We start from the raw sequence: 15,681 nt of genomic DNA on the forward strand, positions 1-15,681 counted from the left end.
AAGGAGTGATATAGAATGATAACATATAAAGATGCAGGGGTTAATATAGAAGAAGGTTATAAAGCGGTAAAACTTATGAAGGAATATACAGCAAGAACTTTAACTTCATCGGTTTTAAATGGGATTGGAAGTTTTGCTGGAATGGTAAAACTACCGGAAGGATATAAAAAACCTGTACTAGTTTCAGGTACCGATGGAGTAGGGACTAAGATTGAAATTGCAATCAAGCTTAAAAAATTTGATACAGTAGGGATAGACTGTGTAGCTATGTGTGTTAATGATATTCTATGTCATGGTGCTAAGCCTTTATTTTTCCTAGATTATATTGCTTGTGGAAAATTAGATTCTCTAATAGCTAGTGATATTGTAAAAGGTGTTAGTGAAGGATGTCTACAAAGTTATGCTTCACTTATTGGAGGAGAAACAGCAGAAATGCCAGGAATGTATAATTTAGGAGATTATGATCTTGCAGGATTTGCTGTTGGTATTGTAGATGAAGATGAAATTATAGATGGAAGTAAAATTAAAGAAGGGGATGCACTTATAGGCATAACTTCTTCTGGTGTACACAGTAATGGCTATTCCCTTGTAAGAAAAGTTGTTGAGAATTATGATGAAGTCCTTGAAGGAAGAACCATAGGAGAAATTCTATTAGAACCAACAAAGATATATGTTAAGCCCGTATTAGCACTTATGAAGAAATTTGATATCCATGGAATGTCACATATAACTGGCGGTGGATTTTATGAAAATGTACCAAGAATGTTTAAAGATAACTTTACAGCAGAGATAAAAAAGGATTCTTTCCCAAGACAACCTATATTCCAATATTTAATTAATAAAGGCGTAGACGAGTATCATATGTTTAATACATTTAACATGGGAATAGGTATGGTTCTTGCGGTAGATAGCTCTGTTAAAAATCATGTGATTAATGAACTTAAAGCTCTTGGAGAAGAAGCTTATGAAATAGGTAAAGTACAAACTGGAGGTGGAGGAGTTTGCTTAATATAGCAGTATTAGTTTCTGGTGGAGGAACTAATCTCCAGTCTATCATTGATAACATTAAAAATGGATATTTAAAAGATGTAAATATTAAGTATGTCATAAGTGATAGAGAAGGAACCTATGGAATAGAAAGAGCTAGAGCACACAATATTGATACTTTAGTCTTAGATAGAAAGATATATAAGAAAGAGCTAAGCAATAAAATTTACGAAGTATTAAAGGATAAGGTGGATTTAATTGTTCTTGCGGGATATTTGTCAATTATATCATCTCCTTTAGTAGATGGTTTTAAGGAGAAAATAATTAATATTCATCCTTCACTTATTCCAAGCTTTTGTGGAAAAGGAATGTATGGAATTAAAGTTCATGAAGCTGCAATAGATTATGGTGTAAAAGTTAGTGGATGTACAGTACATTTTGTAGATGAAAATACAGATACAGGAGCTATAATTATCCAGAATGTAGTAAATGTAAAATCAGATGACACTCCAGAAAAGCTACAAAAAAGAATATTAGAAGAAGAACATAAAGCTTTGCCATTAGCTATAAAGCTTATGAGTGAGCATAAGATTTTTATAGAGGATAGAAAAGTTATTATAAAGGAGTAATGGAATTATGAAAAGAGCTTTAATAAGTGTTTATGATAAGAATGGAATTGTAGAGTTTACAAAATTCTTAGTAGAGCATGGGATAGAAGTTATATCTACTGGTGGTACCTATAGTCTTTTAAAGAAAAATAACATAGAAGTTAAAGAAGTAGCAGAAGTTACAAAGGCAGCAGAAATGTTAGATGGAAGAGTAAAAACACTACACCCTGTAGTTCATGGAGGTATACTTGCTATTAGAGATAATGAGGAGCACATGAAGACTTTAAAAGAAAGAGAAATAAAAACTATAGATTTAGTATGTGTTAATCTATATCCTTTCTTTGAAAAAGCTAATGAAGGATTAACCTTTGAAGAAACAGTAGAATTTATAGATATAGGTGGTCCAACAATGCTTAGAAGTGCTGCTAAAAACTTTAAAGATGTGGTAGTAATAAGTGATGTAGAAGATTATAAAATAGTTATGGAGGAAATGAAGGAAAGTGGAGAAGTTTCCTTTGAAACTCGTAAATATCTTGCTATGAAGGTATTTAACTTAACCACAGCCTATGATAGTGCAATATGTGAATACTTATTAAACCACATGGAGAATAAGGATAAGCATTCAAATAAGTATTTATCCTTATCTTATGAAAAAATGGAAGATTTAAGATATGGAGAAAATCCTCATCAAGAAGCTTCTGTATTTACTAATACAAATAAAACTGGAATGCTTAATAATATTGTAATATTAAATGGTAAGGCACTTTCTTACAATAATATAAAGGATATGGATATAGCTTGGAAAGTAGTAAATGAATTTGAAGAAATTACCTGTTGTGCTTTAAAACATAATACACCATGCGGAGTTGCGGTGGGTGATTCTGCTTTAGACGCTTATAGTAAAGCATATAGTTGTGATAATGTTTCAATTTTTGGAGGTATAGTAGCCATTAATACTAAAGTAACTAAAGAGGCAGCAGAAGAAATGAAAAAAACTTTCTTAGAAATTGTTATTGCGCCTGAGTTCGAAGAAGAAGCTTTAGAAGTACTTAAAACAAAGAAAAATCTAAGAGTTATAAAATGTACGAGTAAACCAAGTGATAAAAAAGAAGTTATTTCTGTAGATGGAGGTATATTAGTACAGGATGTAGATAGAAAGCTTTATGAGGAATTAAAAGTAGTTACAAAAGCAAACCCTTCAAAGGAACATATGAGTGATATGATATTTGGAATGAAGGTTTGTAAATATGTAAAGTCCAATGCTATAGTAGTAGTTAAGGATGGTATGGCCAAGGGAATAGCTGGTGGACAAGTTAATAGAATTTGGGCTACAACTCAAGCTATAGATAGAGCTGGAGATGGAGTAATCCTTGCTTCTGATGGGTTCTTCCCATTTAGAGATTGTGTAGATGAAGCTAGTAAACATAATATAAAAGGAATAATTCAGCCAGGTGGATCTATGAGAGACAATGAGAGCATTGAGGCATGCAATGAGTATGGCATACCTATGGTTTTATCAGGAATGAGACATTTTAAACATTAGTATCCTATAAGTTAAACTTGAGGTGATTTTATGAAAATTTTAGTCATAGGAAATGGTGGAAGAGAACATGCTATAGCATGGAAACTCGGTGAGAGTGATAAGGTTTCAAAGATATACTGTGCTCCAGGAAATGGTGGTACTTCTATGGAACATAAATGTGAAAATATTAATTTAACAGATAATGATAAACTTCTAAAATTTGCTTTAGAAAATTCTATAGATTTAACTGTAGTTGGACCAGAAGTATACCTATGTAATGGTATAGTAGATTTATTTAAAAGTCACAATCTAAAAATATTTGGACCTAGTAAGAAAGCAGCAACTCTTGAAGGAAGCAAAACCTTTGCTAAGGAATTTATGAAAAAATATGGAGTAAAAACTGCAGCTTATGAAGCTTTTAAAGATTCAAAGAAGGCTTTAGAGTATTTGGAAAAGGCTGAATATCCAATAGTTATAAAAGCTGATGGACTTGCTGCAGGTAAGGGCGTTGTTATAGCTGAAACTAAGGAAGAAGGAATTTTAGCCATTAATGATTTCATGGTTAATGATACTTTTGGAGGAGCGGGTAAGGAAATTATAATTGAAGAATTCTTACGAGGTGTAGAAGCTTCAATATTGAGTATTACGGATGGAAATACTATAATTCCATTTATATCATCTAAGGATCATAAAACTATATTTGAGGATAATAAGGGACCTAATACAGGTGGAATGGGAACTGTGGCTCCAAACCCATACTGTAATGAAAGTGTTTTAAAAGCCTTTAAAGAGGATATTTTAAAGCCAACGCTTAAGGGGATACAGGAAGAAAATCTAGACTATATAGGAATAATATTCTTTGGATTGATGATTTGCGAAAAAGGAGTATATCTTTTAGAGTATAATGTTAGAATGGGTGATCCAGAAACACAGGTGGTGTTACCTCTTATGGAGAGTTATTTTATTGATATAATTGAAGCTGCGATAGAAGGAAAACTTAGTGATGATATAGTTAAGTTTAAAAATAAGACAGCTTGTTGTGTTATAGGCTCTTCGAAAGGATATCCGGGGAGATATGAAAAAGGTGAGTTAATTACAGGTATTGATAGTTGCAGTGAAAAGGTATTTATTGCTGGAGCTGATTCCATATATAATAAATTAATTACTAATGGTGGTAGAGTTTTAGGAGTTACAGCTCTTGGAGATAATCTAGAAGAGGCAAGAGAAAAGGCTTATAAAGGGATATTACAAGTAAATTTTAATGGAATGTATTATAGAAAAGATATAGGTAAATAAATACTGAAATAAGAAAATGCTAAGGAGGTGGAATATAACTACTCCTTAGCATTTTTATTTATATACTCACTATATTATATATTTATAGTCTTTGTGAAAATTTCAGAAAATGGTTTTCATCAGTAAAACTACATTTATTTAAAATCTAGTTTATAGAGTAGTCTTGATTGTAAAATAGTTAAAGAAAAGAGAAAAGGGTATAATTTTATTAATTTAAGGTATATGAAGTAACTTTAAATCCTATAATATACAGTGAGGAAGTTCTTACGAATTTATTACAATATGTTTTTTATGTTGAAATAAATAAGTACATAATGTATTATAATCAATGTGTATAGTTATGTATTAAAAAATATATATACCAAAATATGTAAAAAGTATTAACAAAATTAGAAAAAATGTGTAAAATATATATAGAGGATTTTAAGAACACATTATTATGTAAAACTATAAAATAATTTCCATGAATATAATAACATATTATATATGGAAGAATAGAAAAATAAAGGTGAAGATTATGTTTAATTTAATATTATTAATTATTATGTCTCCATATACTGCATTATTTACCGGAGTATATACTACTTATAGAGTTATAAAGATGAGAGAGGAAATACAGAAAAATAGTTGGAATATGGGATTGGTTCTTTTGTTTCTTTGGTCTCTATTAGCTGGACTTCTTAATAAAAGTATTATGTCTGCCGCTGTTTCAATAGTTTTTTTCTTATATTTTACTATAAGTGTAGTATTACAAAATTATTGCAAGACAGAAGAAAAATTGGAAATAATATGTAATTGTTTAATTAAGTTTTCAATTTTTTCGGGAATTGTTGGAATTATAGAAAAGGTTACTTTTGCATATTTTCCAATGGAACTGTGGAAAAAATTTTTAGGTGTACCATTGGAGGTTTCAACTAATCATAGAATTTTTAGTACTTTTGGAAATCCGAACATAGCTGGAGATTGGTTTGCTATTATGATGATAATGGCCATATACTATGCTTCTAATAGTAAAAGTATTAAGGTGAAGTTGTCATATTATAGTGCTACAGCTCTATTTTTAATAAATCTTTGTTTAACTGGCTCAAGAGGGGTTTTTATTGGATTTATGTTTGGATTAGTTTCCCTATTACTATTGAAAATAAAAAGAAATAAGAGTGATATAATAATAATTATATCTATTTTATTAGTTATAGGTATAGTAGGTTTTACACCTCCAAAGGTATCTGATATATCTCAAGAGATTACTGGTCATCAGATTGAGAGGTCTTTTGACACTAGAGAAGAAATATGGTTAGGATCTTTAAGGATGATAGAAGAGAAACCATTGACTGGTTGGGGAATGTTAGGAACTATAGAGCATGGTAATGAATTCTCAAGGTATAGTCGTGTCATTAATCATTCTCATAACATATGGCTATCATTATTAACTTCTTTAGGAGTAATCGGACTTTTAATTTACTTATATATAAGAGCAAATATTTATAAAGATTTAATATATCTTTATAAATCTGGATATAGTAGTGTAGCGTTACTAATGGCAATACAGGTAGTTGTTTTAGTTCATGGAGTAATTGATTTTACAATAATAACTCCACAAATAGGAATACTATTTATTGGATCATCATCTATAGTCACAGCTCTAGCAAAAGAAAGTGTTAGTGTGTTTTCAAAAAGAAGAAGTATAGCTGTATAGTTATTAAGTTTTGTAAAAGCTTTTATGAAGAAGTTTATTCTCATAAAAGTTTTTTTTATATATTAGAGTTTAAGTAAAGGCTAAGTACAGGATTTTCATTTATTAAAGTTATATATGTAATTAGTATAATAGATTAATTTATATTGTTGTATTAATATTACCAATAAGTAATATTATACTTATCAATAATTAGTATTGGTAAATTGCTATATAAAGCAATAAAATGAAATTAAGAAATTTATAACAAGGTTTTAATAGGGGGCATTACATTATGAATCTAGAGTATTTAAAAGAGCTGGAACAGCCTATTAGAGAAAAGTTGATGAGAGAAGAGTTGGGAGAAGAAAAGTGTAAAATAATTGACAAGTTCAATTTACATCCCAATGAAAACTTATATTGGGAAAGAGTAGAGCCCAAATACCCTAATCAAGAATATTTTAGTCATAAACTAGCAACGAAGAGTACGCCTATAGGGATAATATTTCATATAAATAGATTATGTTATGCAAAAACTAAATATTTTGAACAGAATTGGGATAAATTTGTTCCATGTATATATAGTTATATAGATAATTTTGTAGAAACGGAAATTTATAATATGGAGTATATCAAACATAAAAGTACAGGTTTAATTCTAGATTTGCGAGAACTTGCAAAAATTCATTGGATAGATGATTTCAGAGCCATATGTACTTACTTAGAAGAGAAAGAGATAGAAATGCAATCATAATAGGAAAATTAAATTTATAAGAGCTTAGTTATCATCAGATAATTAAGCTCTATTCTTATAAATGACTATAAAAGAAGAAATATTTAGGTTAATATATTAAATAGATAAGCAAATACATTTAATAGTATATTATTATCTTGAAAGGAGAGATAAATATAATAAATATAGATTGGAAGCCGGATAAAAACTTAAATAAGCCTCTATATATTCAAATTGTAGAGTACTTTAAGGAGAAAATAAATGGAGGAGAATGGCAAGTCGGATTCATGATTCCTACGCAACGAGAATTAGCTAAAATTTTTAATGTAAATAGAAGTACTATTGTTTCAGCTATAGATGAGTTAAAGGCAGAAGGAATCTTAGAGGGTAAGGGAAAGGGTGGAACTAAAATAGTAAATAATGTATCACCTTTATTATCTAATATACAACCAGATTGGAAGTCCTATATTGATGAAGGCATTCATATCCCTAATGTTAAGACTATTAAGAAAATCAATACCCTTGAGTTTAGAGAAGATTATATACGATTGAGCACTGGAGAACCATCATCAGAATTATTTCCAAAAGAAGATATGAAAATAATATTAAATGAAGTAGCAAAGGATATGGATAATTTAGGATATGAAAGTCCCAGTGGAACTATGTATCTTAGGCAGCAAGTAAGTAATTATTTAAAGACAATTGGCATATATGCGTCACCAGGTTCTATACTTATTGTTTCTGGAGCTTTGCAAGCAATGCAGCTAATTTCTATGGGATTATTGCAAAAGGGTTCTACTGTATTGTTAGAAAATCCTTCTTATATGTACTCACTTCAAATATTTCAGTCATTAGATATGAGAAGAAGTGGTATACCTATGGATAATGAAGGAGTTATGGCTAATTTAATTCCAGATTACATAAAAAAACATGTTCCATCTATACTATATACTATACCAAATTTTCAAAATCCTACTTCTATAGTCATGTCAGAAAAAAGAAGAAAAGAGTTGATAAAGGTTTGTCAGAAAGAAAAGTTACCTATTATTGAAGATGATGTATATAGGGAGCTTTGGATTGACGCTCCACCACCGGACCCTATTAAGAGTATAGACACTAATGGATTGGTATTATATGTAGGGAGTGTATCAAAGACATTATGTCCAGGATTAAGAATTGGTTGGATTGTGGGACCAGAACCAGTAATTGAACGATTAGGTGATATAAAGATGCAAACTGATTATGGTTCTAGCTCTTTATCGCAACTTACTGTGGGTAAGTGGCTAGAAACGGGATTGTATGAAAATCATTTAAAAGAGATAAGAAGTCAATTAACTATAAGAAGAGATGTAACAATAAATGCCTTAAATAGATACTTTAAGGATATAGCTACTTGGGAAATACCCTCAGGAGGTTATTATGTTTGGATTACTTTAAAGTATAAAATAGGTATGTATAAGCTTTTTGATGAAGCATGTAAAATGGGAATTTTATTGTATCCTGGATATATATATGATGCTAATTTTAACAATTCTTTGAGAATATCTTTTTCCTATGCACCTATAGAAGAGCTAGAGGAAGGTTTATTAAAACTATCATTGCTTATTAAAGAATTAGTTAGAAGGTAAGAACTCTGTTTAGAGCGATTAAGCAATCAACTAAATTTAGAATTATATTTGTTTAATTACTCATAACATAATTATATGGTTGTGTTATGAGTAGTCTTTGGTTGGGTTTATTTTAATTAATATGGATGGAGAAATATTGAGTGAATTTTCTTATAATATAAACAAGATAGCAGCTGTTAAATAAAACTAATTTAAATTAGGTATCTTTATATTAGGGGACTGGAGAGGATACTATGATAGAAAACACTTTGATTAATGATATCCATATAAAGGAAATAGAGGAGCTGGAAGAATTTCCGCTACTAGAGATAGATTTAAAAAAGGTATATGATAATACTAAATATGTAGTGGATTTATGTAAGAATCAAGGAATTTCTGTAGCAGGAGTAGTTAAAGTTGTACATGCTATGCCACAGATAGTTTCAGAGATGGATAAGGCAGGATGTGAGTATCTTGCTACATCTAGAATAAATCAAGTTATAGAGATGAAAAAACAAGGTGTAAAAAAACCTGTTATGCTTATAAGAATACCTATGCATAATGAAATAAAACAATTAGTGGAATATGTGGATATAAGTTTAAACTCTGAAATTGAAACTTTAAAGAAAATAAACGAAGAGTGTAAATACAAAAACAAGAATCACAAAGTTATTTTAATGATGGATTTAGGTGATTTAAGGGAAGGTATTGTAGATGAAAAAGAGTTCATAAACTTAGCCTTATATGTAGAGAAAGAATTAACTAATGTAAAACTTTATGGTATAGGGACAAATTTAGGATGCTATGGTTCTGTGAAACCTACAGAAGAGAATTTAGGTAAATTATGTGATGTAGCAGAAAAAATAGAAGCTTTGATTGGAAGAGAATTGGATGTGGTTTCAGGAGGAGCTACTTCTTCGTTAACTTTAATTTGGGATGGAAAAATACCAAGTAAAATTAATAATTTAAGAATTGGAGAAGGAATATTAGTTGCTAAGGATTTAGATGATTTTTGGGAGTATGATATGTCCATGTTACATCAAGATGCCTTTGTGCTAAAAGCTCAGGTAGTGGAAGTTAAAAATAAGCCATCTCATCCAATTGGTGAAATATTTATAGATGCATTTGGGAATAAGCCAACCTATGAAGATAGAGGCGAAAGAAGACGTGCATTATTGGCAATAGGTAAGCAGGATTTTGTTTCTGTAGATACTTTAATACCTATAGATAAAAATATAGAGGTAATTGGTGCTAGTAGTGATCATTTAATTATAGATATAGAAGACTGTAAAACAAATTATAAAGTTGGTGATGTTATAGAATTCAATATATATTATCCTCACTTATTATATCTAAGTGGATCAAGGGATGTAAATAAGAAATTTATATAATGAAGATAAAGGATGTTTAAATACAATATAGGTATATGCAATAGATATTTTGAAATCTATTGCATATGCCTATAATTATTTACAAAATTAAATAATATTAATATAATAATATTTGTGACAAGGACATGTGCCATTAGCTCAGTTGGCAGAGCACCTGACTCTTAATCAGGGGGTCCAGGGTTCGAACCCCTGATGGCGCACCAAGGGAAACAATACTGTAGAGTGTTGTTTCTTTTTTAATAAAAATTTTTTTGAAAAAAGTAGCTCGTAAAATAATTAATATGATTAAATTAATCTATAAAAGTATAAACTGAATTGGTTTATATTTTTTTACATTAAATGATAAATATTTATTTAATGTATTTTAATAAAATACTTTACAAAACTTACAGTGGGTTGTATAATAATATTTGTGACAAGGACATGTGCCATTAGCTCAGCTGGCAGAGCACTTGACTCTTAATCAAGGGGTCCAGGGTTCGAACCCCTGATGGCGCACCATACCTCGTAGTACTAATAAGTATTACGAGGTTTTTTACATTTTAAACTAAAAAATAGTATAGACTTAATTAATAAAATATATTAAGGTTAATATAGATTTTATATAAAATGAAAGAAGGAAAAATAATGAATCATTTATCAATAGAAAAAACTAATGTTCCTATTTGGTTTATATTTAGACAAAATGAATTGTTAGTAGAAGAAAAAGAAGATAAAATTTTTATACCAAACTTTAACGATTTAGAATCAGTTAATATTAATCCGGTAAGAGTTCAAGATCTAGGAATTAGAAGCTGTGGTAAGTGTTACTCTGTAGAGGTATCAAAAGAGTATACTGAACCTTTGGGTATGAAGTTTATAACCTTAAGAAATTTATATGGACAAGTTCCAGATGAAATATATATAGAAGCGGGACGTGCTATTCAAATCATGAATTGGGATAGAACCCATCAATATTGTGGTGTTTGTGGTAATAGTACTAATACTATACTAAATGAATATGGGAAAATATGTCCACAGTGTGGTTTTATAAGCTACCCTAGAATAAGTCCAGCTATAATAGTTGCTATAGTTAAGAATGGCAAATTACTTCTTGCTAAAAATGCTAAGTCAAAACATAATTTTTATAGTGTTTTAGCAGGATTTTTGGAACCTGGTGAAACTTTAGAGGAATGTGTAGAGAGGGAAGTGATGGAGGAAGTAGGAATAGAAGTTAAAAATATAAAATATTTTGGTAATCAACCATGGCCATTTCCTAACTCTCTTATGGTAGGGTTCACAGCAGAATATGATAAGGGTGAAATAAAGGTTGATGGAGTTGAAATTGAAGAGGCAAACTGGTTTGAGGTAAATAATTTACCTAGTATTCCTGGAAGCATTAGTATTGCAAGAAAACTAATAGATTGGTTTAAGGATAATTATACTGAGATCTAGATTTTATAATTAAATTAACAATAGAATTTATAGGAAAAGTATATTGAGTTTTACAGTATACTAAAAAAACTTTAACACATAATAAACAATGAATATATGTGTTAAAGGAGGGATAAATATGGATCATGATTTATTAAGAGAACAACAATATGAGATTAAACAACGTGAAGAAGATAAAAGGAAATACAAAAAGGAGAACTATCTTCGTAATGGCAATAAATCTCAAGGTCAATACGCTCAAAGCAGCTTTAATACTACTATTGAAGAACCAGGTACCAATGAAAGTGGTATAGTAGCAAAAAAAAACGGTTATTAGAATTAAATATTTTATTTATAAAAGGGCTATTTCAAAGTAATCTAAATCTTAATTATGTTGAGTATTATCTGGTAATGGTATTAAAGTATAAACTCAACATTTCAGAGATTCTAAAAAATTATTTTGAGATAGCTCTTTAGGGTTTAATTATAAAATCTCAGAATTTGAAAAGAAAAATAATGGCTAAGTAATTATATAAAAAGTTCAATAAAAAATTCCTACTATGTTATAATAAAGCTATTGAAATTTTACATAGCATATAAGGAGCAATTAAAGGATGAATAAGAATAAAGTTAAGGCTTTTGCCACTTGGGCAAGAAGTAATCTTATTGAAAAAATAAAAGATAGAGCGTATAAAATAGGTATTGAAGATAATAGAATTAGAGATATAGAAGTGGTTCAAAGTGGATTTAAAGTAGTGGGTGGAGAAGAAATATTTAATATTTCACCTAATCATAGAAAATCACTAATAAAGGAAATAGAATCAAAATCTTTAGATGAAGTTGTGGAAGAAGTGGCTTATACTTGGTTTAACAGGTTTATAGCTTTAAGATATATGGAAGTAAATGATTATTTGCCCATTGGAATAAGAATTATATCTTCAGAGATACCAGGTAAAAGGGAACCAGATATTTTATTTAGGGTTGGTGAAGTTATAAGAGAGTTGAGACTAGATTCAGATTTAGTCTATAAATTGTTAGATAGTAGTAAAAATTCTGATAGAGAAAATCTATATAAATATATTTTAATAAGACAATGTAATGAATTAGGGAATATTATTCCTGGTTTATTTGAGAGAATAGAAGATTATACAGAATTATTATTTCCTGATAATTTGTTAGAAGAAGGTTCCATACTAATGAAAATGTGCAGTGACATAGATGAAGAAGACTGGAAAGAGGAAGTAGAAATTATAGGGTGGATGTATCAGTATTATATATCTGAAAAGAAGGATAAGGTTTTTGATGATCTAAAGAAAAATGTAAAAATAACTAAAGAAAACATTCCAGCAGCTACTCAGTTATTTACTCCTAAGTGGATAGTGAAATACCTAGTAGAAAATTCATTAGGAACCATATGGATTCAAGGACGTGAGGATGAAAATTTAAAGAATGAATTAAAATATTATTTAGAGGAAGACATTCAGGATTTCGAAATAGATGACATTTTACATAATATTAAATTGGGGAGAAAAAATTTACATCCTGAGGATATAAAGGTTCTTGACCCATGTATGGGTTCGGGGCACATATTGTTATATGCCTTTGATGTGCTTTATAAAATTTACAAATCTGCAGCTTATCCAGAGCGAGAGATTCCAAGAAAAATTTTAGAAAATAATATATTTGGGTTAGATATAGATTTAAGAGCTAGTCAAATTGGTATGTTCTGTCTTATTATGAAGGCTAGAGCGTATAATAGAAGATTTTTTAGAGAAGTTGAAAAAAATCCTTTGAAGCTTAATATAGTAGCTATAGAAGAAAGTAATGGTATTACTTATGAAATTATAGAATATTTCGCAAAGGAAGATGAAGAGCTAAGAGGTGATTTATCTTATTTAGTAAATACCTTTAAGGATGGTAAAGAGTTTGGATCAATATTAAGAGTTGAGAAGGTTAATTTTCAGAGGTTAAAAGAACGATTAGAAGAGATAAATGAAGAAAATAATTTAGTATTTAGTGATTATAGACAGATACTTTTAAATAAATTACCAAAGCTCATTAATCAGGGAGAAATAATGAGTATCAAATATGAGGTTTGTATTACTAATCCACCCTATATGGGACTAAGGGGAGCTAATGATACCCTAGCTAAATATTTGACCAATCATTATCCTTTATCAAAGCATGATTTATTTTCTGTATATATGGAAGTGTGTAAGAGCTATCTGAAAAAAGATGGGATATATGCCATGGTAAATCAGCATTCATGGATGTTTTTAAGTAGTTTTTTAGAACTTAGAGGTAAGCTTTTAGAAGACAGCACCTTTATTAGCATGATTCATTTAGGATCTAGAGTATTTGAAGATAATGTGGGGACCATAGTACAGAATGTTGCTTTTATAAATCAAAATAGTGAAATTCCTAAATATAAAACGAGAGTTGTAGACCTTACTAAAGAGGTAACAGCTTTAGAAAAGAAAGTAAAGATTAAGTCGGTTTGTAGTGGAATGGAGAGAGATGGGATTTATAATATATGGTTAAAAAAACTTATGACAATTCCAACAAAACCTTTTGCTTATTGGGTAAATGATAATGTATTAAATTTATTTTCTAATTTACACAAGTTTGAAAATATTGCAAAGCCTAGACAAGGAATGGCTACATCAGATAATAAACGGTTTTTAAGAGATTGGTATGAAGTTGATATAAATGAAATTAATTTTTCAGCTGTTGATAGAGATGAAGCTTTGTTAAGTAAGAAAAAATGGTTTCCATATAACAAAGGTGGAGAATACAGAAAGTGGTTTGGTAATAATAGATATGTGATTAATTGGGAAAATGATGGCAGTGAAGTAAAAGATTATGCAGCAATGTTATATAAATCATATAGTAGAACTATAAAAAATGAGGAGTTTTATTTTAAAAGTGGTCTTACATACACTTTTATTTCTGAAAATATGGGAGTAAGGTATTCTCCTCAGGGGTTCATATTTGACGTTGCTGGATCTTCTATATTCTTGGATGATAAAGACCTAGAAAAGGTAGTACTAGCATTGTTATGCAGCAAAGTTGCTAATATGTTTTTAGATATAATGAATCCAACCTATAATATACAAGTAGGTGATTTAAAGAATATTCCAATACATGAAGATGTATTTAAAGAAGAAATAAAATCTATCATTGATGAAATTGTAGAAGAAAACATAGCCATTAGTGAAGCGGAATGGAATGACTTTGAGACATCATGGAACTTTAGAACTCATCCATTGATGAGAGACTTAAGAGAAAGAAAAGTTAAGAATGTAACCATAGAATCTAGATTTAAACTTTGGGAAAAAGAAAATATGAAAATTATTGAGAAACTTAAAAATAATGAAGAGAAGTTAAATAAAATTTTCATAGATGTTTATGGTTTAAATGAAGAATTATCCCCGGATGTACCCTATAAAGATATAACATTAAGGAGAATTGAGTTAGAAAGAGAAGTGAAATCTTTAATATCTTTTGCAGTGGGATGTATTATGGGTAGATATTCAATAGATGTTGATGGGTTAGTGTATGGAGGTGGAAACTTCCAAGATAAATGGGATTTTAAAAATCATAGAGTTAAGAAAGTAGAAATAGATTCCACTGGAAAAGTAAATGAGAATAGATGGGTTAATTCAAGTTTTATGCCTAAGTTTGATAATATAATGCCTATAACAGAAGAAAAATATTTTTCAGAAGACTTAATGACCAAGTTCATTGAATTTTTAAAAGCAGTTTATGGAAATGAAGTATTGGAAGAGAATCTTAACTTTATAGCCAATATTTTAGGCAAAAAAGATAGTGAAACTTCAAGGCAAAGTATTAGAAGATACTTCTTTAAGGAATTCTATAAGGATCATATAAAAGCTTATGGAAAGAAACCTATATATTGGTTATTTGATTCAGGTAAGAATGATGGATTTAAAGCATTGGTATATGCTCATAGACATGACAGCTTAACTGTAGCTTTATTGAGGACAGAATATGTTCATATTATGCAACGAAAATATGAAGGTGAATTGAGTACATTGGAACTAATAAAAGACTCACAGGAATATAGTGCTAAGGAAAGAGCAATAGCTAGGAAAAAAAGTGAAAAGTTAAAAAGGAAAATAGAAGAACTCATTGAATATGATGAAATAGTTGCGTATATGGCTAATGAAAAAAAATCCATTAACTTAGATGAAGGAATTAAGGAAAATTATGATAAATTCCAAGGTATCAAAATAATGAAAACAAATGGGAAAGAAGCTAAAATGAATCTTTTATATAAAATCTAAGGAATTTATATTAAAACATATAGGGGTACAATTATACTTTATTTTATGGTAATATTTAAAATGGATTAATATTTAATAGAGTTTTATATAAGGTAAACTTTAAATAAGGTTACTACATATCTCATATTATATAAAATGCTAAATT

11 protein-coding genes and 2 tRNA genes are annotated in these 15,681 nt (G+C 29.3%); all 13 read left to right on the forward strand.

Features of this window, described 5'->3' with window-relative positions; translation table 11 throughout:
• Positions 1-15 precede the first annotated feature (15 nt).
• The 13 genes from purM (at position 16) to pglX (ending at position 15,536) form a co-directional block, all read left to right on the forward strand.
• Complete coding sequence (gene purM, locus IO99_RS09895) at positions 16-1,014, forward strand: phosphoribosylformylglycinamidine cyclo-ligase (protein WP_035132924.1); 999 nt, start codon at positions 16-18, stop codon at positions 1,012-1,014.
• Complete coding sequence (purN, locus tag IO99_RS09900; RefSeq protein ID WP_035132926.1) at positions 1,002-1,616, forward strand: phosphoribosylglycinamide formyltransferase; 615 nt, start codon at positions 1,002-1,004, stop codon at positions 1,614-1,616. The genes purM and purN overlap by 13 nt, the downstream gene beginning before the upstream one ends.
• Positions 1,617-1,620: 4 nt before the next feature.
• Entirely contained in the window at positions 1,621-3,138 is a 1,518-nt protein-coding gene (purH, locus tag IO99_RS09905) for a bifunctional phosphoribosylaminoimidazolecarboxamide formyltransferase/IMP cyclohydrolase (RefSeq protein WP_156964329.1), read from the forward strand.
• 30 nt (positions 3,139-3,168) lie between these two features.
• A complete protein-coding gene (gene purD, locus IO99_RS09910) occupies positions 3,169-4,413 on the forward strand; it encodes a phosphoribosylamine--glycine ligase (RefSeq protein WP_035132930.1) in 1,245 nt (414 codons plus the stop codon).
• Positions 4,414-4,930: 517 nt separating this feature from the next.
• On the forward strand, positions 4,931-6,109 hold the full coding sequence (locus IO99_RS09915; RefSeq protein WP_035132932.1) for an O-antigen ligase family protein: 1,179 nt from the start codon (positions 4,931-4,933) through the stop codon (positions 6,107-6,109).
• A gap of 271 nt (positions 6,110-6,380) precedes the next feature.
• Positions 6,381-6,839, forward strand: a complete 459-nt coding sequence (locus IO99_RS09920) for a hypothetical protein (RefSeq protein WP_035132934.1) — start codon at positions 6,381-6,383, stop codon at positions 6,837-6,839.
• 137 nt (positions 6,840-6,976) lie between these two features.
• Positions 6,977-8,446 carry an aminotransferase-like domain-containing protein gene (locus IO99_RS09925; protein WP_341349085.1) on the forward strand — a complete coding sequence of 490 codons (1,470 nt, stop codon included), beginning with the start codon at positions 6,977-6,979 and terminating at the stop codon, positions 8,444-8,446.
• A gap of 233 nt (positions 8,447-8,679) precedes the next feature.
• A complete protein-coding gene (locus tag IO99_RS09930; RefSeq protein ID WP_084178144.1) occupies positions 8,680-9,816 on the forward strand; it encodes an alanine/ornithine racemase family PLP-dependent enzyme in 1,137 nt (378 codons plus the stop codon).
• A 127-nt stretch (positions 9,817-9,943) separates the two neighbouring features.
• Positions 9,944-10,019, forward strand: a tRNA-Lys gene (locus tag IO99_RS09935).
• Between the two features lie 222 nt (positions 10,020-10,241).
• A tRNA-Lys gene (locus IO99_RS09940) sits at positions 10,242-10,317 on the forward strand.
• A gap of 126 nt (positions 10,318-10,443) precedes the next feature.
• Positions 10,444-11,250, forward strand: coding sequence for an NAD(+) diphosphatase (gene nudC, locus IO99_RS09945; RefSeq protein WP_198028580.1), 807 nt, complete (start codon positions 10,444-10,446; stop codon positions 11,248-11,250).
• Between the two features lie 118 nt (positions 11,251-11,368).
• Positions 11,369-11,566, forward strand: coding sequence for a hypothetical protein (locus tag IO99_RS09950; protein WP_035132938.1), 198 nt, complete (start codon positions 11,369-11,371; stop codon positions 11,564-11,566).
• A gap of 277 nt (positions 11,567-11,843) precedes the next feature.
• On the forward strand, positions 11,844-15,536 hold the full coding sequence (gene pglX, locus IO99_RS09955; protein ID WP_035132941.1) for a BREX-1 system adenine-specific DNA-methyltransferase PglX: 3,693 nt from the start codon (positions 11,844-11,846) through the stop codon (positions 15,534-15,536).
• Positions 15,537-15,681 lie beyond the last annotated feature (145 nt).

This window comes from Clostridium sulfidigenes (assembly GCF_000732635.1).
Classification (GTDB): Bacteria; Bacillota; Clostridia; order Clostridiales; family Clostridiaceae; genus Clostridium_J; species Clostridium_J sulfidigenes.